Source organism: Mucilaginibacter sp. SJ (genome assembly GCF_028993635.1).
In the GTDB taxonomy this organism is placed as follows: domain Bacteria; phylum Bacteroidota; class Bacteroidia; order Sphingobacteriales; family Sphingobacteriaceae; genus Mucilaginibacter.
Map to the genome: position 1 here is coordinate 3,348,714 of NZ_CP118631.1, position 23,577 is coordinate 3,372,290.

Sequence of the window (23,577 nt, forward strand, 5' to 3'; positions counted from 1 at the left end):
CTGTTTTTTTACAGAATGTTTGTGTTTAGCTTTTCATTATTTCCATATTAAATTTGATACAGAATGAAAAACTCTGTAACTTGTTAAAGTTTTTTAAAAAGTATTCGGATTAATTAAGGCGGGATTAATGATCCAGGAAAACAAACTACCTATAACCTCATTTACACAGGGTGACGCGAAAACGTTTGAAACCCTGTTCAGGCTATACTATACCCGCTTAACTTTGTTCTCCAATCGTTTTGTAAACGATTTAACCGTTGCCGAAGAAATTACCGCCGATGTATTCACCCACCTGTGGGAGCGCGGGCATGAGGTCAATTTTTGCTCATTAGTAAGTTCCTATCTTTTTAAAATGGTGCAAAACCGAAGCCTTAACTACCTTAAGCGCCAGAAAATAGAAAACCTTTACGTTAATTACCTCGAAAAAAACAACCTGTTTGATGAGTTGCGCAATACGCTCGAAAACGGACTGGAGGAAAAAGAACTCGCCCTGCAGATAGAAGCTGCCATAGCTACCCTTCCCGAAAAATGCCGCGAGATTTTTGTACTGAGCCGTTTCAGCGATATGAAATATCGCGAAATTGCCGTACAGCTTAATATCTCCCCTAAAACAGTAGAGCGCCAGATGAGCATCGCCCTCGAAAAATTACGCCGGGTGTTGAAGCATGTGAGTTATATGCTTTTTTAAATTGCCGGTAAGTTACTATATATAGCTGTCGAAAGGTTGGTCATCCCAGGTGTCGAAAACCGGCGAACAGTGAAGGTAAAATAACAAAAAGAGGCCTATCAAGCCTGAGCCTGTCCAAGCGTGGACGGCAGGGATATGACCGCCGTTCATCTTAAACTCGCGCCCATTTTTTAACGATGGGTTTAATCATCGGAAATTCCGTTCACAAAAAAGCCCGGGCTAAGCCGGGCGTCTGAAAATCTAATTCATCTGTACATTTGGAATCTGCACATATGCATATCAATTACTTAGTATTATCAGCGTTAAATAATTTTGACTTATCTACTTTCTGAACAGCTTGCCCATCGCTAAGCGTTTTTGAAATAGCCGAATATGGAGCTGATACAACTTCTTCGCCACCTTTAAGGCCGGATAAGATCTGGATGTAACTATCGTTCTGGATACCCGTAGTTACCTGTACCTGTTTAAGCTTACCTGCGTTTAGTACAAATACGTATTCTTTGGCTACCGGACTGATTTGTGGTTTACTCTTATCTTCATCAGCTTTAGGCGGACCGTTATTTTCTTTCTTTTCCTCGCGGGTGGTTACCGATTGGATTGGTACCGACAGCGCTTTGGCCGAATTAGTGCTGATATCAACAGTGGCTGTTAACCCCGGACGGAAAGGTGATGGATTATCGGCTGTTTTCTTTAACAGGGCGGCATATGAATCGGCGTTGATCCTCACTTTTACGGTAAAGTTTGTTACCTGGTCGGCAGATGTACCCACCACGTTTGCCGAACTGCCTATTTCAGTTACCACACCGGTAAATTTCTTGCCTAAAAATGCGTCTACTTCAATTTTTGATGAATCGCCAAGGGAGATACGGTTGATGTCGTTTTCATTCACGTCAACATTCACGTCCATTTTGCTCAGATCAGATATAGTCATGATCTCGGTACCGGCAAATTGCTGGGTACCCAAAACACGCTCACCTTTTTCAACAGATAGCTTTGAAACCACACCATCAACCGGCGAGTAAATAGTTGTTTTCGCCAGGTTATCCTGTGCTTCCTTAACCGATGCCTGTGATTGTGCCAGGCCATATTGCGAACCTACTACATTTTGTTTGGCAGCTTCAAGCGATGCTTTAGCGCCTTCATAAGCAGCTTTGGCATTTTCAAATTCCGAAACTGTCAATACCTTTTTATCATAAAGCTCTTTACTGCGCTTGTAGATACCGGCCTGGTTAGCATAGGTAGCTTCGGCTTGTTTAAGCATCTGGCTTGAATTACCTACGCTCGCCTTTTGGGTATTATATGATGCAATAGCACGGTCATAACCAGATTTTAAAATGTCGGGCCTGATCTTGCAAAGCAGCTGGCCTTTTTTAACCACGTCACCCTCTTTTATTGGCAGCTCAACCACCTCGCCCGATACCTCGGGGCTTATCTTAACCTCAACATGCGGCTTAATTTTTCCGCTGGCCGATACGGTTTCGTTTATTTCACGTGTTTCGGCCTTTTCGGTAGCTACCTGGGTTAGCGCGGGCTTACCTATCAGGCCCGTTACCTTAGCAATGATCAGCAGGACAATCAGTGCGCCAAGACCTATCAGAATATATTTAGTAGTTTTTCCCATGACGGTGAATTTGGATATTTTACGGTTAAGATTTTATTAAAGTGTTATAGGGTTGCCTAAATAATAGTCAATGACTTTGCTTCTGAAAATCACCTGGTATTGCGCCTCAATCATATCAAACTGCGATTTGTTAAGATTGGTTAGCGATGTATTATAATCAAGCGAGTTAACCAAACCTACTGTATAGCGTTGCTGGATAATATTAAACGCATCTTTATTTGCGTTATAGGTTTGCGTTGCCGATGCATAACGCTTATCGGCGGCCTGTAAATCCCATACTGCCTGGTAAATGATTTTGCTCAGGTTATTACGCGCCAGTTGCGCAGTTACTTCGGCGTTTTGGTTTTGCAGTTTTGCTTTTCTAACCGCTGTGCGAGACAAGAACCTATTGAAAATAGGGATCTGTAAGCTCACCCCTACCGATTGGTTAAAATTATCGCTCAGTTGCCTGAAGAATGGGTTGCTTTTATAGCTCACGTGATAATTAGGTGTAACAACCGGTTGCTGGGAGCCCTGAACAAAACCCAGTGTATCAAACCTGCCGGTTGGCGTAACACCAAAAGGCGTGTTCTTGGCATCAGAAAAGTATGAACCGGCAGCACCAAATAACACTACTGAGGGATAATAGTTGCCTCTTGCTATTTTAACACCCTGCGCCGCGGCTTTTTGGCGCTGTTCGGCCAATAACACATCCGGGTTTACTGCAAGAGCGGTTTTAACAACTTCCTGGGCGTTATATACGGTTTGTACATTATTTAACTTGCTGATATCCGGCCTTTCAACTTTAATGTCGGTACCGGGGTCCATCTCCATATATTGCTTTAAGGTCAATAAGGATTGCTCCAGTTGATTTTCGGCATTGGTATAGTTAAGGTCGTTGGTTGATAGCTGCGCTTTTGCCTGCGACAGATCGGCAAGAGTTTGATTACCCACGTCAAAGCTTTTCTGGGCACGGTCTAAAGCTATTTTTGATACATCAATTTGCTGCTGGGCCGCTTTTACCAAATCCTGGTTAGTTAACACCAGCAGGTAAGTTGTAACCACGTTCAGTATCAGATCGTTTTTCACCTTGGCAACATTGGTTTTATCGGCATCCAGCAAAATCTTGTTCTGAATAACTGTATTACGCAATTGCCCGCCCTGAAACAGCGTTACCTGCGAGGTAAAGTTGCCACTAACCGCCAAAATACGCTGGTTACTGAATTGGTTGGTTGAAGGGTCGATATTACGGCCAAAGTTGAATGAGCCTTGTGGGCTTACGGCTAAATTTGGCAGTTGATTATATTTCGACTGTTTAAGATCTTCGTTGGTAATGGCAGCTGTGAATTCGGCCTGTTTAATGGTGAGGTTTCGTTCAAGGGCCAGGTCTACCGCCTTTTGCAAGCCTATTACCTCCTGTGCGCGGGTATTAAAGCCGCATGCCGAAAATATAATTGTGCAAATGAACGTTGCTTTAACTGATAGTAATAATTTTAGTTTCATAAGGTTTTTCTATACAATGGTAAGCAACTGTTCATTACATTGCAGTGTTTATTTTTGTTAAATGTTGTTAATAGGGATAAAACACAAACTACCTCATCTGTATGTACCTGGTTAAAACTCCCTGGCTGCTAAAAAAGCTTTATCCCCAACTTACCTGGGATATAAAATCAACTGACCGTTGCATTTATCTCACTTTTGACGACGGCCCTATACCAATTGTTACACCGGCTGTATTAAATATTTTAAAACAATACAATGCCAAAGCCACCTTTTTTTGTATTGGCGACAATGTACGCAAACACCCCGATATTTTTGAACAGGTAAAAGCCGGTGGCCATGCCATTGGCAATCACACCTTCAATCACCTTAAAGGATGGAAAACCGACACGCAAACCTATCTTGATAATTTTTTACAGGCCGATAAATTGCTGGATACGCCGTTGTTTCGTCCTCCATACGGGCGGATAAAAAGGGCACAGATCCGGGCGCTGAGAACCATAAAGCCTCAGTTGAATATTTTTATGTGGGATGTACTCAGCGGCGATTTTGATGCGGCCCTTAAACCTGAAGATTGCCTAAAAGGAGTGCTTAAATATACCGAAGCAGGATCGATGGTAGTATTTCATGACAGCATCAAAGCTTTTGATCGATTGGAGTATGTACTGCCGCGAGCTTTGGAGGTTTGGAGTAAGGAAGGGTATAGTTTTAAGAGTTTGCAGTAAGCAGGTTGCAGTACTCGGGAAGCAGTTGGCAGTCCTCTGTTGGCGATTGTAAGTTGTTGAACATTCCCATTTATTAAATACTGCTTACTGCACAATGAAAACCGCCAACTGAAAACCGCCAACCGAAAACTGCCTACTTTTTATACATTTGCATCCATGAGCAATGAACTCACCGACAAAGCATTTTGGGCCGGCTATTGGGAATCAAAAAAAGACCTGGCTTTTAATGTGCCGGCTAATTATACTTTTCATAAGCTGCTGAAAAATATTACTGATGCCGGCAAACCGACTTCGGCTATTGAGCTTGGAGGTTTCCCGGGTTATTTTGCCATTTTTTTGAAGAAATATTTCGGGCTAAAAACTACGCTGTTCGATTTCTATGTTCATCCCAAAGTTTTGAAAGAAGTACTGAATGCCAATCAGCTTAATGATCAGGACATCGCGGTTATTGAAGGCGACCTGTTCAAATACCAACCCGAAACCGAATATGACCTGGTACTTTCATGCGGCTTAATTGAACATTTTAACGATACCAAAGGCATTATTGAAAAACACCTCTCTTTCCTTAAACCGGGAGGCACACTGTTTATTACCCTGCCTAACTTTACCGGTGTTAACGGATGGGTACAACGCAACTACGACCTTAATAACTACGAAAAACACAACATCAATAGTATGAACCCTCCATTACTGGCCAGCTATTGCAAGGAACTTGGCTTAAAAAATGTTGAGGCATATTATTACGGCAAATTTTCGGTTTGGCTGGAAGACAGGGCTAACAAGCCCGCCATTGCTAAAGCTGTCACCAAACTGGTTTGGGTAGCAGGCAAGGTTTTCACCAAAATCATCCCGGTAGAATCGAAATTGCTATCACCTTATATTGTAGTTACAGCTACTAAATAAAGTTTATCGCTTCGCTTTAAGGAAACTATATTTCGCCAGTTTATGGTATAAATATCCGCGTCTTTTCATCGCTTCCGAAAGTGTTTTATCATCAGCCGGCCCACCAGTTAACTTAGTAACCCCAATTCTTTGGGAGCCATATATACCCGTATGTCCGCTGAAAAGATAGGCTGTGAAACAGGCTACGGCAAACAACAGAGCATGTTCACCGCCGAAAAGTTCGATCCCCATAAAAGTACAAGCCAGCGGCGTGTTGGTTGCGCCTGCGAAAACGGCTATAAAACCCAAAGCAGCAAACAGGCTAACCGGCGCATCAAGTAAGCCGGATAAAGTGTTACCCAAAGTAGCGCCAATATAAAACAGCGGTGTTACCTCTCCGCCTTTAAAACCTGTACCTAAGGTTACGGTAGTGTAAATGGTTTTCCAGAGCCAGCTCCAGGTATCGGCGCCGCCGGCATGAAAAGCTGAAGGGATTGTAACAACGCCAACATGTTCGGCATCTACGCCTAAGCTTAGGTAATCGGGTTTGCCATTAACAAAAGTAAGCGCGATAATGATCAGCCCGCCAATAAAAGGGATCAGCCACGGTGTTTTTACATACCTGGTAAAAAAACTTTTGATGCCATGTACCATTTTGGCAAAAAGGTAACTGACCAACCCAAAAGCGATAGAAGCCACTATAGTTTTGATGATCATCAACAGATCGGTTGAAACGTAGCCTGAAAACCAATGCGGGATAACAGGGATAATATCAATATGATAAGGCGTATGATGAACACCCCAGGCGGCCACCGTAATATCGCCAACAATGCCCGCAATAAGGCAGGGCAGCAGCGCATTATATTGAACCCTGCCGATAGTTAATACCTCCATGGCAAATACTGCGCCTGTTAACGGCGTACCAAATACCGCACCGAAACCTGCCGCTATACCCGCGGTAAGCACTGTTTGGGTATCAGCTTCATTAAGCTTAAGCCATTTGCCTATCATTTGAGCTAAGCTGCCGCCCATTTGCACCGCCGTTCCCTCGCGCCCGGCCGAGCCGCCAAACAAATGAGTAATTATAGTAGTAATCAGCACCAATGGGGCCATACGCTTGGGGACCCCGCCACCGGGGTTATGGATTTCATCGATAATTAAATTATTCCCCTTTTCGGCCGGACCACCAAAAAGTTTATAAATAAAAAATATCGCGATACCTGCCAACGGCAGCAAATACAATAACCAGTTATGTGCAAACCGAAAATGAATAGCCCAACTCAACAACCACAGAAACAAAGCCACTGCGCTACCAATAACTACAGCTATGGGAATGATAATGACCGTCCACCGGAGGGCGTTTTTAAGAATTGCGAAATGCTGTGAAGAAAAAAGTTGGTTTTGATTTTGCATGTTGCTGATATTTATGTACCCACAAAAAATTAGCACAGGATAAAAGCCTGTGAGTTAATTGTCTGTAGGCGCCATCAGCTTTTTAGGGCGGTTAAGTAGGAAGACACCATTTCCTTTTGTGACGCTAATATAGGTTTCTTTTCGCTAAAAATAAAATACAGGTAAGTTACCTTTAAACAAAGCATAAACAGGAGGCACCTATGGAGCCAGGTATTTTCTCACTTGCGTAAGCTACAAACATGATACTCCTACGGAGTTATAAAAAGCGACACAAAACTCCGTAGGAGTACCCTGTTTATAGAAAAAAGAAGTACATGTATTGGCTCCGTAGGTGCCTCCTTCTTAAAGTTCATTAAAACAAAATAGCCTTACTTAGCACGTGTGCATGAGTAAGGCTATTCTTCCAGGTTGGCAAAACCAACCGGCTCAAGTTATTCTACTTAAGCAATGCTTAGTGTTTCCACATCCTTCAGTGCCAGAAGCATTAATTTACCCTGGTATTCCACCCAGATGTCGGCGAAACTATTCTCGTCGTACCCCATAAATTTTAATGGATGACCAATGTGCAGGTTTTTCCATTTTTTTCCGATGTACTTAAGGAGTTGTCCGCTTTTTAGTGTGTGCTTTGCCATAAGTTTTAACTTTTAGGAGTGAAAAACTAAATTAATTAACGAAACCGATAAAATTTAACTTTTAAAGAATATTTTTTGAATTGTATCAGGTTTATTACAACTGTTGGTTAAACAGCTTAGCTTTATTTTGCTCAATTACCTCAAGATAAAAGTTTTCATATTTGGGCAAAATGGTAGATAATTCAAACTCTTTGGCGTGTGCCAGTGCATTTTCTTTAAATTTAGCTAAACGTTCTTCATCCTCCAAAATAAATATTGCTTTTTCTGCCATACCTTCTACATCTCCTGGCTCTTTCAAAAAGCCTGTTACGCCATCAATATTTAATTCGGGCAAACCACCGGCATTACTGCTGATCACCGGCACTTTACAAGCCATAGCCTCAAGCGCCGCTAAACCAAAACTTTCTGATTGCGATGGCATCAGGAACAAATCGGATACTGAAAGGATCTCTTCAACAGCATCTTGTTTACCTAAAAAGCGCACATTATCGGTAACGCCCAAATCGCGGCAAAGCTGCTCGCACATGGAACGTTCGGGGCCGTCGCCCACCATCAGCAGTTTCGACGGGATCTTTTTAATCACTTTAGCAAAAATCTTCACTACGTCTTCGGTACGTTTTACTTTACGGAAGTTGGAGGTATGTACCAGGATCTTTTCGCCCGAAGGTGCAATCGCTTTCTTAAAATGATCCTTAGGTTTAAGGCTGAACCTGCTAAGGTCAATAAAGTTAGGGATCACGAGGATATCCTTCTTAATATCAAAAAACTTATAGGTATCCTCTTTAAGGTTTTGCGATACGGCTGTTACGCCATCACTTTGGTTGATGGAAAAAGTAACAACCGGTTTAAAGGTGCGGTCTTTACCAACCAAGGTAATATCGGTGCCGTGCAGCGTAGTTACTACCGGGATATAAATACCATAGGTCATTAATATTTGCTTAGCCATAAACGCGGCCGAAGCATGAGGTATAGCATAATGCACATGCAATACATCCAATTGTTCATGACGTACCACATCCACCAGCCTGCTTGCCAGGGCCAGCTCGTACGGCGGAAAATCGAACAGCGGATAATTGGAAACCGAAACTTCGTGATAAAACAGGTTTTCGGAAAAGAGATCCAACCGGGCCGGCTGGTTATAGGTCACAAAATGAACCTGGTGACCACGGTCTGCAAGGGCTTTACCAAGTTCAGTGGCAACAACCCCGCTTCCGCCAAAGGTTGGGTAACAAACAATTCCGATCTTCATTAATATGTTTTAATTGGTGCAAGTTTAACAGCAATTTACATCAAATGTGTTAAGCTTGTGTAAAATGATGGATGGATGATAATTACCGCATATTTATTTTGCGGGCATTGCCAACCATACTTCATACCGACTGTTTAAACACATATTAAACCCATAATAAACAATTGATTATCAACATGAGCAACCATATAAATTTAGCAATAAACGGGATACAACATATCGGTGTGCCGGTAACCAATATTGAAGCATCACAACAATTTTACGCCAGACTGGGCTTTAACAATGTAATGCAGGCCCCTTTTACCGATAACGGCGGTACCGGCACCTGCGTTATGATGCAGCGCGGCAATATGATCATGGAGCTTTACCAATTGCCTGAAGCTTTGCTGGCCGAGATCCGTTCAAGATCAAACGGGCACATAGATCATATAGCCTTTGATGTTGATGATATTGACCTCGCCTTTAAAACTATTAAAGATGCTGGCTTTAACGTGCTTGAACCAGAGCCCGTGTTTTTACAATTCTGGAAAAATGGCTGCAAATATTTTAATATCACCGGGCCGGATGGCGAGCGTTTGGAGTTTAACCAGGTGCTCTGATTTGGAGATTCGGATTTTCGATTTCGGATTTAGTTATACAAGTAAAACAGGTTGTCAGCAACCCACAGCACAGCAACCTGATCGGCAAGTCGCTTTGCAAATGGGATACTGAAAATAAATTATGACTATCAGTTTAGCTATTCAACCATAATTCTTTCTAAAGCTATCTAAACATAATCCACAATTTATTGTCGATATTTATACTATGCTTAAAGCACTTTGTCTCCATATCGCGTTGATCATTTTTACAGCGGGCAATTTGTTTGCCCAGCAGCCTTCGTTTAAAGGCGGACAGCAGGCGTTTAACGATTTTCTGAAGACAAAGATCATTTATCCCGAATACTCGCGGCAAAATTGTATTTCGGGAACCATCAATGTTTCGTTTATGGTTGATAAAGATGGTGTGGTACATGATGCTAAAGTACAGGATGGCCCCGGTATCGACCTTGACGATGAGGCTTTGAGGGTTATCAAACTTACATCGGGCCAGTGGGTGGTCCCGGCGGGGTATAATTTCAAAACCAATATCGTTCAACCCATCCGTTTTGACCCTGATCCCGCACGTTGCGGACCTGCCGGCATCCGCGATATGCAAAGTGCCATTGCCAGCTATAAAGCCCAGCAGGAACTGGAAAACGCCGTGACCAATTACTACAGTAACAAATACAAAGGCAAGGCTGATACCACCAAAGAGGCTATCATTATCAACCTTAAAAAACAGCTTGGCTACGATGATGATTTTATAAACGATGTACTAAGCCAGGCCGGCGAAAAATTTAAACAGGGCGACAAAGAAGGTGCCTGCGATGACTGGAATTTTATCCGCAATATCGGCAGCGATAAAGCCGACAATTTTATCAGGAAGTATTGCGCCAAGGCTCCCTAACCCCCTAAAGGGGAAAATATTGCAGCTTTTAACTTTTCAACCCTGCGCCCGTTTGAGAAGAGCTACCAAAATGGAGAGAGGTGCCCGTTTATCGGGGGGGCCACCATTAAGTGTTACAATAACTTCATGAGTTGGTTTTCATTACAAGGCGAATTGGTGAGTCTCTCGCCTTTACTTACCATGACCTATGAACCATCAACTACAAGCCATCTAATACATAAAATTCATCCCCACCGAGTAATTCCTCAACGGTGCGGCATTATAATAACGATTCCCCACCGCGTTCAGATCATTACCAAGGCTGTATTTCTGGTTCAGCAGGTTATCCGCGGCGGCAAATATTTCAAAGCGTGTTTTACGGCCAATGGTTGGCTGATAGCTAACGCGGGCCTGCAGCAGGTTATATTTTGGCGCATATACGGTGCTTGCATCGTTCAGCGGAATTTTTGAAGTGAAGGTGTGCTGAACAAATAATGCAATACTTTCAGGGAACCTGATCTGCAAACTGCTTACAAATACGTTCTTGGGTACGCCCGTCAGTCTGTTACCCGAATTATTGGCATTGGTAACTATATAATCCCTGAACCTGAAGTGGCTGTAGGTTACAGATTCATTGAATTGTAATCCGCGGATAAAACCATATCGGCCCGGCCTGATGATCCAGTAGTATAGCGAAGCTTCAGTCCCTAATTGATTAGTACCGCCGGCATTGATGTAATGCTCTGTTTCATCCGCGTTAAGGCGGCGTACTATGGCATTGTTTAAGCGATAGTAGTAAACCGATGCATCCAGCATAAAAGTTTCGTCACTGTTGCGCAGGCGGAAGCCAGTTTCGTAGTTCCAGCCGTATTGAGCCTGCAGGCTTGTGTTTACAATATTATCTGTTGGCCGTACCTCGGCAGTTGTAGGACTTGAGTAGCCACGGCTAACGCTTGCCCGCCACGCTAATGCGTTAATGATCTGGTATGACAAAGCCAATCTCGGCATTAATTGCGCGCTAAAGTTGCGGTTAGCAAAGTTGTTTTGATTAAGCGGGTACAGGTTTTTAAAATCATAACCATAATCATTCAAGCTTACCGCGGCTTCGATATGCAGGCGTTTATACACATCGGCGGCATAACGCACAAATACAAAATGCTGATTGGTATGGATGTCATCAATGGTTTGGGTGGTATCTTTTACGCCTTTTTTGTTGCCATAATTGGCAATGTGCGAGTTGGTTTGCTGCCATTCAAAACCGAGGTCAACTTTCCAGTCTAAATTGGGTTTCTTATCGCCGGTTAGTTCAAAATAAGTACGGAAACCATAGGTATTTTCACTGCGTTGCTCATAATTAGTAATGAACGGATTGGCGAACTCAACGTGGTTCCCAAACACGGCCAGCACGTTGCGGATGTGATCATTAAAATGATATTCGTTGGTTAAGCCACCCAGGTACATTTTTGTGGTGATGCCGATATGCTGCTGAATAGCCCCGGGCAAAGTTGGCGTAGGCTGGCGGGCTAATCGCGGATTGGCGGTATACTGGGCCAGGTTTAAACCTCCCGGCGTTTGATAGGCCAGATCGGAATAAATGCCCAGGGCTTTTAAGGTATTTTTGCCGCTGTAGTTCCAGTTATCGGCCAGTTGCAGGTAATTGCGGTGGGTATCGCTGTTTTGCCGGTAGCCATGATAGGTTTGGAAACTTTGGTTGATATTGAGCAGGTAATTGGTAGTTTTTAGTTGCACGGCCGCCTTTTCATGAAACAGCCCGTACGAACCACCATTTACCCCCGCCGAAATATAAGTGCTGTCGTTATACCGGTTAAGCGGACTAAGAATGACTACCCCGCCTGAATTTGCCCCAAATAAGCTGCCATCGGGGCCCTTTAATATTTCAACCTTTTGTATGGCCGCTATATCAATGGCATTTAAATAACTGTTGCCGCCGGCGTCGGTAAGCGGGATATCGTCAAAATAGATCTTTACGTCCCTCACGCCAAAAGGCGAACGTAATAAACTCCCCCTGATGGATAAACGATAACTCCCCGGCGAACGCTCCTCGGTACGTACCCCCGGAACAGTATTTAACGCGTTTACAAATGAGTTATCAGGCTGGATCCTGAGTTGAGCTGCATTAAGCACGCTTACCGATGCGGGTACGCTTATCACAGGCTGATCGCTCAGGTAACCTTTGATGATCACCGGCTTAAGTTCGGTGGTGTCTCTTTGGGGTTTGAGCTTATTTTGTGCGTGGGTTGTAGTAAAAGCAGCAAGTATAAGAGTTATTAGAATAAAGCGTTTTAGCATAGATTGACGATCAGGGATGACCCTCAAAAATAGTTGTTTATCCTTGTAAAAGGATATCGCCCGCTTGTAAATATCTTGATGCTGCTAACTTTTTCTTTCCGGACATCTAATCATCAAGCTTCAAGTATATTACATATTATTGCAGATTTATCGGAGTAGAGTGGAACAATACTGAAAAAAGCCCTTTCTCTCAAAAATTATTAATCCCAGCTATAGTTATTTTTTCTAAATTCGTTCATTCATATCCCTCATAATGAGAAAGTTATTATTTTACCTTGCTATACTTGCATTGTGCTTTTGTGTAGTATCCTCGTGCCAAAAGAATGGCGAGCCTAACGCTCCTGAGGGAGAAATTGCCGTTAGTAAATTAAAGGTAAAAATAAACGAACCCGACTCGATGTTGCTGGTTGGAGCTGATAACAAAGAGGTTATCTGGGTGGTGGCCCCTTCGGGTTTTGATACTATTCGCACTGCAAAAAATGCTGCCCGGATAAAGTTCACCAAAGCCGGAAATTATACCATCAGCGCGAAGAATAGTGATATTACTTCGAAAAGCATAGTCATAACTGTTATCGATTCTGTATATGCGCCTCCGGTGTATTTTATTCCGTTCGATAAAAGTGATCCAATCACCTTTGTACCGCAGTATGTAAAAAGCGCCAAGTCTGATTCGGCATACCTTGCATTTACAATAAGCACCCAAAAGAAATATTGCACCAACTTTGCGTTTACCTATAGCCTTTTTGCACCATTTCCTTTACATGATAAGTATTATATAAATTTCATTGGTGCTGTTATAAAGAACCTGGACAATACCGCTTACACTGGTACGGCGGTATTGACAGCTCATAATAATTATGCATCTTATCAACCCGTATTAAAGGAAGGTATTTATGGGTTTTATGCAGGCTTTGGCCAGGATATAAACACGGACTACGTGGGCAGTATGGAAGTAACCGCAACACAGATCATCTTTCATTGGGACGATTCAACAGGGATAACTATTTCACCAAAGGTGTTAGCGCGATAGGAAACATATAAGGTGCAAACCAAATCTCTATCCCGGAGATTTTCCACCTCTCTCAACTGATTGGTGCAAAAATCATTAAAGGAAAGCGGCTATAGCCGCTTTCCTTTAATGATTTAGTATTTATTAGATCTTCCCAAAGATCTCGGCAAGCTTGTTTTGCAAGTCTTCGCCTCTTAGGTTTTTACCAATGATCTTTCCGTTAGGATCTAACAAAAAGTTTTGAGGGATTCCACGTACCGCATACAGATCGGCTGCTTTACTGTCCCAAAATTTAAGGTCGGATACGTGGTTCCAGGTAAGGCCATCTTTGTGGATAGCTGTCAGCCATTTATCTTTCGCGTTCGGCCTGTCGAGCGACACACCAAGTATGGTGAAGTTTTTGCCTTTATAAGCGTTGTAAGCTTTTACCACATTAGGGTTTTCGCGGCGGCAAGGGCCACACCATGATGCCCAGAAGTCTATCAATACATATTTACCACGGAATGATGATAGGCTAACCATTTTACCGGCAGTATCAGCTTCGGCAAATTCAGGGGCGGTTGCACCTAAGGCCACGGCTTTTAATTTAGGTAAACGTTCGGCAAATTTCTTTCCTGCTTCAGTTGCTTTAATAGCAGGACTGAAGTTGTTGAACAATGGGGCAATATCTACGTAATCGGCACTGTAAGCATATGATTCAAGCGCGTTAAGGCTCACATATGAATCGGGGTTTTCCTGGATAAACTTTTTATTTACCTGCGCATCCTGGTCGTCGATCTTTTTTTCTTCGGCATTTAGTTCGGCCATTTGCTCGGGCGTGGCGGTTTTACGTTTTGCCGAAAGCGTCTCATAGGCATCATTGATCGGTTTTTCGGCCAGGTTATATTTTTCGTTATCGTTATTGGTTTTGGTGCCTTCTATTTTGGCATCAGCAATTTTATCAGTTGCGCTTACGTTGATGGTACCCGGTTCCAGGTAAATTGAACGATAATCTTCTGAGCTATGCAGGCCGGTACCTTTGGGGTTAAACAAAATATAACCGCTTACGGGTGTTGTTGTGCTTGTTTTACCGGTAAATTTGAAGGTTCCTCCGTTCAATACTGCCGAGTCGACAACCGTTTTTCCATCTTTACGATATTGCACATATACTTTCGCCGGTGCGTTGTAGTTGCCAATTTTACCTTGCACAGTATATTGGGTATCCTGGGCAAAAGCTAAAGCAGGGGCGCTTGCAATTGCTGTTAAAGCTATTTTTTTAATTGAGGTCAAGTTCATATCGCAATATAATAAAATTAGCCGGCTATAAAATAACCGGCTAACGCAATGGTGAATTTGACATAGTAATGAATATAGCCTCAAACCGGCTGTATCACCCTATTAATTATATTTTCCGAACAATTGCTCGAGCTTGGCATCAAGATCCTCGCCGCGTAAATTTTTTGCTATGATCTTTCCCTGTGGATCGATCAGGTAATTTTGGGGGATAGATGTAACCGAGTATAGGGCGGCAGCCTGGTTGTTCCAGAATTTAAGATCGGATAATTGTGTCCATTCCAATCCGTCACTTTTAATGGCAGCAAGCCACGCCGATTTGCCGTCGGGCCTATCCAGCGAAACCCCAACTACCGTAAAGTTTTTGTTTTTAAACCTTGCATAGTTACGTACCACGTTCGGGTTTTCCTGGCGGCAGGGACCGCACCATGATGCCCAAAAATCAAGTAACACATACTTGCCCCTGAACGACGATAGCTTTACAGGAGTTCCGTTAACGTCGTTTTGTATAAAATCAGGAGCTTCGGAGCCAATAGCCGTAACTTTTAAGGCGTCAAGCTGCACCTTCATCATTTTACCGGCTTCGGTATCTTTGATTTTTTGAGATAACGAATTGTATAATGGCTCAACTTCGCTAAGGTCTGGGGCCGGTCCGCTCACCGAGGTTAGTGCAAGTAAACTTAAATAACTATCGGGGTTGGCTGTAATAAAGCTTTTCAAGGTTGTTTTTTGCTCTGTTTGCAGTGCTTTATATCTTGCCTGCATGGCACTCCTGAAAGCTGCTGACTTTTGCTGTTCAGGCGTTGCTGCCTTGGCGTCGGCCATTAGTTTTTCGCCTTTTTGATTGATGGCTTTTAACTGGGCCTGGAGTTTTACATTATCTGTATTAAGTTGCGACCCAGTGATCTGCGCTTTATCGATAGAATCTTTGCTGGTGATGGTGATAGTACCTTTTTCCAGGAAAAAATCTATGTCATCGGCCGTCTTTGAAATCAGGCTGCCGTTATCGGCATATTTATAATTACCATCGATAAATTTTTCGAGGGGTAAACCCTTGTAGTTAACGGCTAATGTGGCATTAACGGGGTTAAATATCGTGCCGGTAAATGAAAATGCACCGTTAACCACATTGGCCGAATCGGTAACATTATTAGCACCCAGTTGGTACGATAAATATACTTTGGCGGGCGTGGTGACATTGCCTAATTTACCATTAATAACAAAGGTATCTGTAGCCTGTGCAAGCGCCGTTACCGGCAGCATGGCGGCCATGTAAAAAAATAATTTCTTCATTAAAATATATAAAAACTCTACGCTGCTAACGTCTGAGCAAGGGTTAAAATTGTGAATATCAGTTTAATTTTTGATATGTGCGCCACCAAAGGTCCGGTAATTCGCCCGAGGTTGCCGTTTTATAGTCGGCATAGCTGCAGGGTACCAAATGAAAACGCTCATTGGGCGAACCTGCCGAAGGATAAGGCACCTGCATCCACCAGCGGTCGGATTTTTTGCTTTTTACAAATATTACTTCCTGGTCGTCGTGGGTTAAGCTGGTTTTATAAATAAGGTATTGTGATTTAGGGTTAAGCGGAAAATCGCGCTTGCGGTTATAAAAACCGTCAATAAAATACCAGATCATTTGCGCCAGTTGCCAGGCGGTTTGCCCGTTATTGTCATAAGCCGGATTAAATTCATAAAAACCTATCGAGGTAAGTTTATCATTAAAGCCCGCGTAACGGCAGAGCTGGCAGGCTTCTTCGCCATAAAAACCATTTGGTGTGGCATTGGCATTCCCCATAGCATCGGCAGCACGGATAGCGCCGATATCGAAGCTTACCATGCTGGCATTGCGGATGGCAGGCTCGGTAACAGCAACATTGCCGCTCAGTTCGCCTAAGCGGTGTACATCAAAATAAAGTTTATCCATTACCCGCAGGCTGTCCTGGCTTACAAAATAGGTTTGGTAGCCAAGATTGCTGAAGTTGAACAGGTAATTGGGATCATGCAGGAATATTTTGTTGAGATAGGAAGCAGAAGTAGTTTCAATGCTTTCGCCGTGATTATCTTCATCCAAATCAAAATGCGAATCGATTACCACCAGGTCAACTTTCTGTTCAAGCTCCTCATAACCCAGGTACTGGGCGTAAGTAAGATCCTGTCCCCCGCCTAAAATAACGGGGATGATGTCTTTTTTGATCAGTTCGCTCACTACCGTTTTAACAGCGAAGTAGGTGTCTGTTACCTTTTCGCCGGCACGGATATTGCCCAGATCGGCAATTTTTACAGAATAGCCGCCTTCGTTTAACTGGTATAATTTTTCGCGGATGTAATCAGGGCCAAGTGAACAACCCGGATTGCCAACCGCGTTACGATCATCCATAACACCAATAATGGCAATATCAGTTTTCTCTTCCAAATCAGGAAAATCGACAGAATAATGCACAATTTTATCGCCAAGCTGGCTGGTATAATAGCCTTTTTTAGGAGCTATCTTTTTAAGATCAATCGGCGTAAAAAAATCAGCTAATGACATAAGTGTTTAATGTGCAGATTTCAGATGTGCAAATGTGCAGATTTTTTAGCCTAAAGCTTAAGGCTAAAAGCAGAAAGCTTTTCTTACCATGTTGCTTAAGTTTAAAAAAGAAAGCTTTCAGCCTTAGGCTTTCTGCTTTGAGCTAAAAAATAATCACATTTGCATTATGATCTTAATAACAGGTGCAACTGGTTTTCTTGGGGCCGAACTGGCAAAACTTTTAGTAACTACCACCGGCCGGCGAATCCGTTGCACCAAAAGGGCAAGTTCAGTTATCCCCAAGCTGCTGTTGCCATACCAGGAAAACATCGACTGGGTTGACGCCGATATGATGGATATTTTTGCATTGGCTGATGCGCTCGACGGTATTACCCAGGTTTACCATTGTGCCGCCTGGGTATCATTTAAGCAGGCAGATAAAAAGCCGATGATCAATACCAATGTTACCGGGACTGCCAATTTGGTTAACCTGTGTAATGAACATGGTATAAGGATGGTGCATGTAAGCTCGGTAGCTGCTGTTGGCGCCGCCAAACCCGGTGAGTTCATAACAGAAAACCACCACCTGGAACAGTCAACAGAAAATGATGGTTATGCTATATCCAAATTAGAAAGCGAAATGGAGGTTTGGCGCGGAATAGCCGAAGGTTTGGACGCTGTTATTGTTAACCCCTCGCTGATAATTGGCGTGAGTGCCGGTACCCAGGGCAGCGGCGCCTTATTCAACACGGTACGTAAGGGGCTCAAATTTTATACTTCGGGCACTATAGGTTTTGTTGATGTAGAAGATGTTGCCAAATGTATGGTAGGTTTAATGAACAGCGATATTACTGCCGAGCGCTACATTATCAGCGCCGAAAACCGGGACTACAAAGGTATGGTTACCGAAATAGCAAATGGTTTCGGCATCAAGCCACCCGCTATTTTTGCTAAACCCTGGATGATGGAACTGGCCTGGCGCGGGGCCGCTTTTGTTTCGGCTATAACCGGTGGTGTTCCGGCTATAGATAAAACATCGGCACAAACAGCTTCATTAACCCGCGAGTTTGATAATTCAAAAATAAAAAAAGCGATAGGCTTTGAGTTTAAGCCCATCAGTAAGACGATAGGGGAAATTTGTGAGGCGTTAAAATAATAAGAGCTTTCAATTACCTATAAATTCTACCTGTTCTATCAGCAAATTTTTTCGCACCTTTGCAGCCAAGATGGAACAGTACTTTATTATTGATTTCGATAGCACCTTTACACAGGTTGAGGCCCTTGATGAACTGGCCCGGATCTCTCTAAAAAATCGCCCCGACCGCGAAGATATCTACAAACAGATAGAAGATTTGACCAATGCCTCGATGGAAGGTAAGCTATCGTTTACCGAAAGTTTAGAGCGCAGGGTAAAATTGCTCAACGCCAATCGCGATCATTTAAAGCAACTGATCACCCATCTTAAAAAGAAAGTTTCTACCTCTTTTTCGCGAAATACTATCTTCTTTAAAAATCACCAGGACGAGGTTTTGATCGTATCCGGTGGGTTCAAAGAGTTTATTACGCCAGTAGTTACCGAGTATCATATTAAAAAAGAAAATATCTACGCCAATACTTTTGTGTTTGACGAGGAAGGCAATATTATAGGTTACGACCGCGAAAACCCGCTTTCGCAGGAAGGTGGCAAGGTAAAGCTGCTGAAAGAGCTTCAGTTACCGGGCGATATTTATGGTATCGGTGATGGTTATTCTGATTTCCAGTTAAAGGAATCGGGTATGATCAAAAAGTTTTTTGCTTTTACCGAAAACATCGAACGTAAATCAGTAGCCGAAAAGGCCGACCATATTACCCCAAGCTTTGACGAATTCCTCTATCTGAATAAACTGCCGCGCGCCATCTCCTACCCTAAAAACCGCATTAAATGTTTGGTTGTGGGTAACGTGGATGAAGATGCACTGGATCAGCTCAAAAAAGAGGGCTACAACATGCGCCACCGCGAAAGTGTTGAAGAAAAGTACCTTGAAGAAGCCGGTGTATTGTTTTGCGACGAAGAACACCAGCCAAGCGCCGAACAGGTTCAAAATGCAGGGCGGCTAAAAGTGATTGGTATTTTTGGCAAATGTAACCGCAAGCTGGCCGATGCCGCGGCCGAAAACGGGATCATCATTTTTGACGACCCAAGGCATAACCCACACAGTACCGACTTTTTACCCAAAAGGGTGATGGCTTTCATGAATGAAGGTAAAACACATACCAGTTGCAATTTTCCCGATCTGCAGCCGCCGCGTGTTAACAATGCCCACCGTTTAATTCACATCCATAAAAACGTACCGGGGATCCTGGCTAAAATTAACGATGTATTTGCCCGCCATAATATTAATATTGTAGGTGAGTTCCTGGTTACCAACCCGCAAATAGGTTATGTAATCACCGATGTTAATACCGGCTATGATACCGAAGTGTTGAACGAGTTAAAAGCGATTGAACACACTATCAAATTCAGGCTTTTGTATTAATCTTTCGCTTCAATATAAGGCACAACCAATACAGGGATCAATGATTTGTTGACCACCTGCTCAGCAACGTTGCCTAAAAAGAATTTATCGATACCGGTACGGCGATGAGTGCCTAAAACTATCAGGTCGGCATTAAACTCCTTGCCGCATTCAATAATGCCTTCGGCTGTTGAGCCGTATTGGGTAAATTGAGCTATTTCCAGTCCCTCGCCCCATTCTTTTGCCGTCTGATCCAGCAATGCGGCAGAACGTTCGGTTTGCAATGTTTCCAATTCCGTGCCCGGCAAGCTTAAATTAGGATCAAATGGCATCCCTCCCATTAAACCATCCTGGGTATCGGCGGGCACAATGATAGGTTCAACTATGTGTACCAAACCAACTTCGGCATTATAGGTATGGGCTATATCAAAAGCGTAGGCCGCAGCATAACGTGAAAATTCGCTTTCATCGATACCGATGAGTATCTTCCTGATCTTCATAATAATATTTATAAGGCTTGTACCTTAATAACAACCTAATACAGATATGTTTTAGCAGTATACTATTTTATTACCTTTGAAGTATGCATTTCTCTCCCGAAATTGAAGACCGGTTAAATCAACTGCAGGAAAAGTACGAAGCCATGGGCCAGGATATGAACTCATACCTTGATGGCTTGCTTTATGCTGATTTTTTGACCTATTGGGATTATATTCACCTGGATACCCTGCTTAGTTTACAAAACCCTAAAACGCCTTTCCCCGACGAGGAGATCTTTATCATTTATCACCAGATCACTGAATTGTATTTTAAGCTCGCCTTGCATGAGTGCAGGCAAATTGCTGAAACAAAGCCGCTAACAGCCGCGTTTTTTACAGCGCGGCTAAAAAGGATCAACAGGTATTTTGGTGCCTTAACCCACTCGTTTGAGATCATGGTTGATGGCATGGAGAAAGAGCAGTTTCTTAAATTCAGGATGTCGTTGCTGCCGGCAAGCGGTTTCCAGTCGGGCCAGTACCGCATGATCGAGATCTACGCTACGGATTTTATAAACCTCGTTGCCCAGGATAAACGTAAGGAACTGCAGCATGCAACTATTGAAGCGCAATTTGAATACCTGTACTGGAAGTTTGGCGCTACCGAACTTTCTACCGGTAAAAAGACTTTGACGCTTAAACAGTTCGAGAAAAAATATTCAAAAACATTTATTGAACTGGGCAAAGCTGCCGTTAAGCACAACTTTAATACACTGGCGAAACAATTTGAATCATCGTCAGAACTAACAATTGAATTACGCAACGAATTGCGCCAGCTGGATATCAATGTCAACGTAAACTGGCCGCTTTCACATTATAAATCGGCCGTGCGGTACCTGAACCGCGAACCGGAGGATATTAAGGCAACAGGCGGCACCAACTGGCAAAAATACCTGCCCCCGCGCTTTCAAAAAAGGATTTTTTATCCCTGGGTTTGGACTGACGAGGAGAGAGATAACTGGGGCAAAGCCTGGGTTGATGATGTACTGAGCGGTGTTTAAAAATCGCAACCCGATTGTCATAATTGGGCTGCGGATATGTGACAATCACCAATTAACAGCGTGATTTTTTGGCTTTGGATTCAAAAATAGCTAACTTGCCATTTTCTATAATTTATTAATTTTTAATGCCATGACCGAGACATTGGACATCAAGATCAGCAGGACAACTGCTTCCCGTTTGCAGCAAACGGACTTTGACAACTTACCTTTTGGAAAAACTTTTTCTGACCACATGTTTGTGGCTGATTACGCGGACGGTGAATGGAAAAATCTCTCGGTCATTCCCTACGGCGAAATTGGTCTAAGCCCTGCAATTTCAGCACTTCATTACGGACAAGCTTTTTTTGAAGGACTGAAAGCCTATAAACACGCGGATGGAAAAATCACCGTTTTCCGCCCGGACAAAAATGCTATCCGTTTCAACAAGTCGGCCGAGCGCCTTTGCATGCCTACTTTACCCGAAGAGATTTTTTTGCAAAGTATAGCTACTCTGGTTGACCTTGACCGCGATTGGGTTCCTTCAAAGCCAAACCATGCTTTGTATATCCGCCCGTTCATGTTCGCTACTGATCCGTACCTGGGAGTAACACCGTCTTCAACTTATAAATACATGGTATTGATTGGCCCCGTTGGCCCGTACTTTTCAAAACCATTGCGTGTTAAAATTGAAACGCACTATACCCGCGCTGCCGAAGGCGGTATGGGCTATGCAAAAGCTGCCGGTAACTACGGAAGCTCCATGTTGCCTGCCCGCAAAGCAACCGAAGAAGGTTTTGATCAACTGATTTGGACTGATGCCAAAGAGCACAAGTTTATTGAAGAAATGGGCGCTGCTAACGCGATGTTCCTGCTGGATGGTAAACTGATCACGGCCGAAGCAAAAGATACGATATTAGATGGTGTAACCCGCGATACCGTTATAGCCCTGGCTAAAGAGTGGGGTATAACTGTTGAAGAACGCAAGGTTTCTGTAGCCGAGATTGTGGAAGGTGCTAAAAACGGCAAACTTACCGATGCCTTTGGCGCCGGTACTGCCGCAACCATAGCCCCTGTAGCTTCAATCAGCTACGAAGGTCAGGAGTATTTCCTGAGCGATCCGAAAACACGCGAGTTTTCGAACAAAGTATTTGATACACTGGATGCCATTAAATATGGTAATGTTCCGGATACGCATAACTGGAATTACCTGGTTAGCGAATAATTATCAGTTAACATAAAACACAAAACGCCCCGGATTTTCCGGGGCGTTTTGTGTTTTTATAAATCTCTTTAGCAAATTTTGCCGCCGCTTGGGTCGAGCCGCGTGGCTATTATTCCCGCCTCTGGCCTGCGTTACCCGGCGGCCGGGAGGCCGCTTAATAGTTGCCACTCGGCTGGAGCCGAGCGGCGGCGTAAACGATGAGGTGGATTAATTTAAAAACTACACCCCGCAGCCGGTGTAATCCCTTCTCTATCCATCGTTAACGACGGTTTGCTTTTTTTGAAAGTCACTATCCAGATGCTGTCAAAATCACTGTCAGGCCATTGCAGGTCTTTTACTTTCATGCCTAATGCTTTCAGTAAAGGTTTAATTTGATTGTGTTCCCATACAATAAGGATAGTGCCTTTTTTTGAGGTAAGCTCTTTAGCTACACCGTTATCATCCTCTTCTTCAAAATTACTGTTGATGGAGAGGTTATATTTTACAGCAAACGGCGAGATGGTTTGGAACATGCGCACCCTTGCGGTTGATTTACCCTGGTGCATTGCCGGCACATAAATGTGATCGGGCAAACCGATTTTGGCTTTTAAAACTTCGGGTAGTTTAAGTGAACGGTTAAACCCGGCGCATGAAAGGTTATCACCAATATCGGGCTTTTCGGCATGGCGGATGAATACCAGTTTCAGGTTTTTACCCTGCCCAAAGGCGGCGGCTCCCCAGCCGGTTATTAATAAAATAAACAATATTCTTTTTATCATCACCGGCTAATTTAATATGGTTTATTCAACGCTTACGGTTAAGCCTTCCTGCTGAAGGATCTTACGGTAGATCTCCATTTCGGTAAAGGAGCCTTCAAGTACGGCGCACTTGCCTTCGTTATGTACTTTCCATGCTATCTTTTCGGCTTGTGGTTCGGAGTAATCCAGGTACTTCATCATGCAATGGATCACGTGGTCAAAAGTGTTAAAATCATCGTTCCAGAGTATTAAACGATGCATCTCTTTAAGTCCTGCAAGTAACTCTTCGAGGGTAAATGTTTCTTCCTGTACTTCAGTTGGCATACGTAACTACAAATTTACTCAAAAACA

Annotated in this window: 22 protein-coding genes and 1 riboswitch; of the genes, 10 read left to right on the forward strand and 12 right to left on the reverse strand. The window is 43.3% G+C overall.

The genetic code is table 11. The features are described from left to right. Window positions 1–127 precede the first annotated feature (127 nt). On the forward strand, window positions 128–688 hold the full coding sequence (locus tag MusilaSJ_RS13310) for an RNA polymerase sigma-70 factor (protein ID WP_274990384.1): 561 nt from the start codon (window positions 128–130) through the stop codon (window positions 686–688). A gap of 283 nt (window positions 689–971) precedes the next feature. On the opposite strand, the gene MusilaSJ_RS13315 is transcribed toward MusilaSJ_RS13310, so the two are convergent. After that, on the reverse strand, window positions 972–2,309 hold the full coding sequence (locus tag MusilaSJ_RS13315) for an efflux RND transporter periplasmic adaptor subunit (protein WP_090530676.1): 1,338 nt from the start codon (window positions 2,307–2,309) through the stop codon (window positions 972–974). A 36-nt stretch (window positions 2,310–2,345) separates the two neighbouring features. After that, window positions 2,346–3,791 (reverse strand): TolC family protein, encoded by a 1,446-nt coding sequence (locus MusilaSJ_RS13320; protein WP_274990385.1) that lies wholly within the window; start codon window positions 3,789–3,791, stop codon window positions 2,346–2,348. Between the two features lie 101 nt (window positions 3,792–3,892). Here MusilaSJ_RS13320 and MusilaSJ_RS13325 point away from each other — a divergent pair, with 101 nt between their 5' ends. Together MusilaSJ_RS13325 and MusilaSJ_RS13330 are read left to right on the forward strand one after the other, a co-directional pair. Beyond that, window positions 3,893–4,513, forward strand: coding sequence for a polysaccharide deacetylase family protein (locus MusilaSJ_RS13325; protein ID WP_274990386.1), 621 nt, complete (start codon window positions 3,893–3,895; stop codon window positions 4,511–4,513). A 156-nt stretch (window positions 4,514–4,669) separates the two neighbouring features. Further along, window positions 4,670–5,416, forward strand: a complete 747-nt coding sequence (locus MusilaSJ_RS13330) for a class I SAM-dependent methyltransferase (protein ID WP_274990387.1) — start codon at window positions 4,670–4,672, stop codon at window positions 5,414–5,416. Window positions 5,417–5,419: 3 nt separating this feature from the next. On the opposite strand, the gene MusilaSJ_RS13335 is transcribed toward MusilaSJ_RS13330, so the two are convergent. The 3 genes from MusilaSJ_RS13335 to bshA all read right to left on the reverse strand — a co-directional run bounded on the left by MusilaSJ_RS13335 (window position 5,420) and on the right by bshA (window position 8,689). Next, the gene (locus MusilaSJ_RS13335; RefSeq protein WP_274990388.1) at window positions 5,420–6,808 is read right to left on the reverse strand and encodes a chloride channel protein; all 1,389 of its coding nucleotides are present in this window, start codon (window positions 6,806–6,808) and stop codon (window positions 5,420–5,422) included. A gap of 58 nt (window positions 6,809–6,866) precedes the next feature. Further along, a riboswitch (Fluoride riboswitch) is annotated at window positions 6,867–6,931 on the reverse strand. Between the two features lie 317 nt (window positions 6,932–7,248). Beyond that, window positions 7,249–7,440 carry a hypothetical protein gene (locus MusilaSJ_RS13340; RefSeq protein WP_091215242.1) on the reverse strand — a complete coding sequence of 64 codons (192 nt, stop codon included), beginning with the start codon at window positions 7,438–7,440 and terminating at the stop codon, window positions 7,249–7,251. A gap of 94 nt (window positions 7,441–7,534) precedes the next feature. Then, a complete protein-coding gene (bshA, locus tag MusilaSJ_RS13345) occupies window positions 7,535–8,689 on the reverse strand; it encodes an N-acetyl-alpha-D-glucosaminyl L-malate synthase BshA (RefSeq protein WP_090530693.1) in 1,155 nt (384 codons plus the stop codon). Window positions 8,690–8,865: 176 nt separating this feature from the next. Here bshA and MusilaSJ_RS13350 point away from each other — a divergent pair, with 176 nt between their 5' ends. Together MusilaSJ_RS13350 and MusilaSJ_RS13355 are read left to right on the forward strand one after the other, a co-directional pair. Continuing rightward, the gene (locus tag MusilaSJ_RS13350) at window positions 8,866–9,288 is read left to right on the forward strand and encodes a VOC family protein (RefSeq protein WP_274990389.1); all 423 of its coding nucleotides are present in this window, start codon (window positions 8,866–8,868) and stop codon (window positions 9,286–9,288) included. A 205-nt stretch (window positions 9,289–9,493) separates the two neighbouring features. Beyond that, entirely contained in the window at window positions 9,494–10,174 is a 681-nt protein-coding gene (locus tag MusilaSJ_RS13355) for an energy transducer TonB (protein WP_274990390.1), read from the forward strand. 210 nt (window positions 10,175–10,384) lie between these two features. Here the strand turns inward: MusilaSJ_RS13355 and MusilaSJ_RS13360 are convergent, their stop codons facing one another. Continuing rightward, complete coding sequence (locus MusilaSJ_RS13360) at window positions 10,385–12,463, reverse strand: TonB-dependent receptor (RefSeq protein WP_274990391.1); 2,079 nt, start codon at window positions 12,461–12,463, stop codon at window positions 10,385–10,387. A 253-nt stretch (window positions 12,464–12,716) separates the two neighbouring features. Here MusilaSJ_RS13360 and MusilaSJ_RS13365 point away from each other — a divergent pair, with 253 nt between their 5' ends. Further along, window positions 12,717–13,493 (forward strand): hypothetical protein, encoded by a 777-nt coding sequence (locus MusilaSJ_RS13365; protein WP_274990392.1) that lies wholly within the window; start codon window positions 12,717–12,719, stop codon window positions 13,491–13,493. Between the two features lie 123 nt (window positions 13,494–13,616). On the opposite strand, the gene MusilaSJ_RS13370 is transcribed toward MusilaSJ_RS13365, so the two are convergent. From MusilaSJ_RS13370 to MusilaSJ_RS13380, 3 genes are all read right to left on the reverse strand, one after another. After that, entirely contained in the window at window positions 13,617–14,747 is a 1,131-nt protein-coding gene (locus MusilaSJ_RS13370; protein WP_274990393.1) for a TlpA disulfide reductase family protein, read from the reverse strand. Between the two features lie 102 nt (window positions 14,748–14,849). Further along, on the reverse strand, window positions 14,850–16,037 hold the full coding sequence (locus MusilaSJ_RS13375; protein ID WP_274990394.1) for a TlpA disulfide reductase family protein: 1,188 nt from the start codon (window positions 16,035–16,037) through the stop codon (window positions 14,850–14,852). Between the two features lie 58 nt (window positions 16,038–16,095). Next, window positions 16,096–17,277 carry a formimidoylglutamase gene (locus MusilaSJ_RS13380; RefSeq protein WP_274990395.1) on the reverse strand — a complete coding sequence of 394 codons (1,182 nt, stop codon included), beginning with the start codon at window positions 17,275–17,277 and terminating at the stop codon, window positions 16,096–16,098. Between the two features lie 166 nt (window positions 17,278–17,443). Between MusilaSJ_RS13380 and MusilaSJ_RS13385 the strand changes: the two genes are divergently transcribed. Both MusilaSJ_RS13385 and MusilaSJ_RS13390 read left to right on the forward strand, forming a co-directional pair. Then, entirely contained in the window at window positions 17,444–18,412 is a 969-nt protein-coding gene (locus tag MusilaSJ_RS13385; protein WP_274990396.1) for an NAD-dependent epimerase/dehydratase family protein, read from the forward strand. Between the two features lie 70 nt (window positions 18,413–18,482). Then, window positions 18,483–19,772 (forward strand): HAD-IB family phosphatase, encoded by a 1,290-nt coding sequence (locus MusilaSJ_RS13390; RefSeq protein WP_274990397.1) that lies wholly within the window; start codon window positions 18,483–18,485, stop codon window positions 19,770–19,772. Here MusilaSJ_RS13390 and MusilaSJ_RS13395 read toward each other — a convergent pair. Then, the gene (locus MusilaSJ_RS13395) at window positions 19,769–20,251 is read right to left on the reverse strand and encodes a universal stress protein (protein ID WP_274990398.1); all 483 of its coding nucleotides are present in this window, start codon (window positions 20,249–20,251) and stop codon (window positions 19,769–19,771) included. The genes MusilaSJ_RS13390 and MusilaSJ_RS13395 overlap by 4 nt on opposite strands. A gap of 83 nt (window positions 20,252–20,334) precedes the next feature. Here MusilaSJ_RS13395 and MusilaSJ_RS13400 point away from each other — a divergent pair, with 83 nt between their 5' ends. Both MusilaSJ_RS13400 and MusilaSJ_RS13405 read left to right on the forward strand, forming a co-directional pair. Further along, window positions 20,335–21,288, forward strand: a complete 954-nt coding sequence (locus tag MusilaSJ_RS13400; RefSeq protein WP_274990399.1) for a tryptophan 2,3-dioxygenase family protein — start codon at window positions 20,335–20,337, stop codon at window positions 21,286–21,288. A 130-nt stretch (window positions 21,289–21,418) separates the two neighbouring features. Beyond that, window positions 21,419–22,489 (forward strand): branched-chain amino acid aminotransferase, encoded by a 1,071-nt coding sequence (locus MusilaSJ_RS13405; protein WP_090530786.1) that lies wholly within the window; start codon window positions 21,419–21,421, stop codon window positions 22,487–22,489. Between the two features lie 212 nt (window positions 22,490–22,701). Here MusilaSJ_RS13405 and MusilaSJ_RS13410 read toward each other — a convergent pair whose 3' ends face one another. Both MusilaSJ_RS13410 and MusilaSJ_RS13415 read right to left on the reverse strand, forming a co-directional pair. Then, window positions 22,702–23,247, reverse strand: coding sequence for a histidine phosphatase family protein (locus MusilaSJ_RS13410; protein WP_274990400.1), 546 nt, complete (start codon window positions 23,245–23,247; stop codon window positions 22,702–22,704). Window positions 23,248–23,268: 21 nt separating this feature from the next. Next, window positions 23,269–23,550 carry an ATP-dependent Clp protease adaptor ClpS gene (locus tag MusilaSJ_RS13415; RefSeq protein ID WP_090530789.1) on the reverse strand — a complete coding sequence of 94 codons (282 nt, stop codon included), beginning with the start codon at window positions 23,548–23,550 and terminating at the stop codon, window positions 23,269–23,271. Between the last annotated feature and the right edge of the window lie 27 nt (window positions 23,551–23,577).